Source organism: Dietzia sp. HMSC21D01 (assembly GCF_001815995.1).
Lineage (GTDB): Bacteria > Actinomycetota > Actinomycetes > Mycobacteriales > Mycobacteriaceae > Dietzia > Dietzia cinnamea.
In genome coordinates this window covers 1-2052 of record NZ_KV823730.1, presented here as the reverse complement: position 1 = coordinate 2052, position 2052 = coordinate 1, and the positions used below count along the sequence as shown (strand labels likewise).

General features: G+C 76.8%; 1 protein-coding gene and 1 pseudogene. Both read left to right on the top strand.

What is annotated here, in order from left to right; translation table 11 throughout:
* Window positions 1-646 (top strand): NUDIX hydrolase (locus HMPREF3086_RS02830; RefSeq protein WP_246830877.1); only part of this gene is annotated, 646 nt, incomplete at its 5' end.
* A pseudogene (locus HMPREF3086_RS02825) lies at window positions 643-2052 on the top strand (hypothetical protein); the annotation flags it as partial. The gene HMPREF3086_RS02830 and the pseudogene HMPREF3086_RS02825, both read left to right, overlap by 4 nt.

Here is a 2052-nt window from a genome sequence, read left to right as displayed (position 1 = left end):
AGCGCGCCATCCCCGCGGGGGCCAGCGCCTCAAGACCGTGCTGGAGACCTCGGCCGGCGGGCTGGTCGTGCGCGGTCTCGAGCGCGCCGCGAGCGGGCCCGAGCCGGACCTGTCCCGGCTCGAGGTCGCGCTCATCGGTCGCCTCGACCGGCGCGGCCGCATGCTGTGGTCCATGCCCAAGGGGCACATCGAGCCGGGCGAGACCGTCGAGGAGACGGCCCGACGCGAAGTGCTCGAGGAGACGGGCGTCGACGGCACGGTCCTGGCGGCGCTGGGCACCATCGACTACTGGTTCGTGGCCGAGGGTCGGCGCATCCACAAGACCGTCCACCACCACCTCATCCGCTACGACCACGGTGACCTGTGCGACGAGGACCCCGAGATCACCGAGGTCGCGTGGGTACCGTTCGATGACCTGCCCCGCCGCCTGGCCTATCCGGACGAGCGGCGGCTGGTCGAGGCCGCCCGCACCCTGTTGCCGCAGCTCGCCCGCGCCGAGGCCGCAGGCGACAACCCTCCGCCCGCCGACGCGCAGGTGGTGGACCCGTCCCGCCGGGCCGACGGTCCGGAGCCGGTCCGCCGCAGTCACGGCCCGGGTTCCGCAGCCGCGCCCCGCGACGACTCCCCGGAGGAGTCAGGGCCGTGATCGGGCGGCCGGTTGGGCGCGCAGTCCGGGCGGTCGTCCCGACGGCGCTGTGCGCGGCACTGGCGATCGGACCGGGCTGGGGCGTCGGCACCGCGTGGGGCCCGGCCGCGGCCCGCGCGATCACCCCCGAGGAGGCCTCGGCCGCCGCCTACATCCCCAATCCGGCCCCCGCACTGGCCAGGATCAGCATCGACGAGCTCACCCCGCGCGCCCTCGACGGCGCGGGCGACCCGGGTGGCGCCGGGCACGGGGGAGGGGCCGCCGTCGGCACCCAGGCCGGCGTCCCGGTCGTCACGGTGTCGGGGACCATCACCAACGTCGGCGACACCCCGCTCGAGGCGGTCGACGTGCGCCTGCAGCGCGGGCCGCGGTCCGCCGACGCCGAGTCGGTGCGCGAACCGCTGGTGTGGTCGGAACCGTCGTTCGGGGTGCGCGGCGAGTTCGTGCGCGTGGCCGAGGCCCTGCCGCCGGGCGCGTCGGTGACCTACCGCGTCTCCATGCCCGCGCGCGCCGTGCCCGGTGATCCGGGCCCCGACCTGCAGCTCACCGAGCCCGGCGTCTACCCGCTGCTCGTCAACGTCAACGGCACGCCCGCGGGCGGATCCCCCGCGCGCCTCGACGACGCCCGCACCCTGTTGCCCGTGCTGGAGGCGCCGCGGCTGGCGACCGTGCCGGGGGTCGACGACGACGAGGTGGTCGACCCCTCGCCGGCGGACGAGCAGGGCCCGGCGCCGGTCCCGCTGACGGTGCTGTGGCCGCTGGCCTCGTCACCGACGCGGGTCGCGGCGGTGCCCGGTGTCGAGGGTCCCGATCCCGTGGTGATGCTGACCGACGATTCCCTCCTGCGCGAGCTGTCGGACTCCGGTCGTCTCACCGGTCTGGTCCGCGCGGCCGACGAGGCGTTCGACGGCCCCGGCGGCCAGGAGCTGCGGCGTTCGATGTGTCTGGCGGTGGATCCGTCGCTCCTGGGGACCGTGTCCGAGATCGCGGGCGGTCGCCCCGTCGTGATCTCCGAGGACGCCGGATCCGATCGCACGGGTGACTCCTCCGCGCGGGGCGCGAGGGCCCGCGGCGGGGATGACGACCCCGGGGACGGCGGCGCCACCACGCGCCCGGCCGATCCGGAGGCCGTGGCCGCGGACGCCACACGGTGGTTGGACGAGCTGCGTGCCCTTTCCGACGGCGCGTGCGTGGTGAGCCTGCCGGCCGCGCAGGCGGGCCTCGAGTCCGTCGCGGCGGTGGGGTCCACCGACCTCACGCGTGCGGCGCTCGACAACGCGGGCTCGGTCGAGCGGATCCTCGGGGTGGCGCCCGTCCCCGACGTGGTCGTGCCCGCCTCGGGCACCCTGGCGCCGGGCACCGCCGAGGCCCTCGCCCCGCAGGGTGGTGGCGCGGGCAGCGCCGTG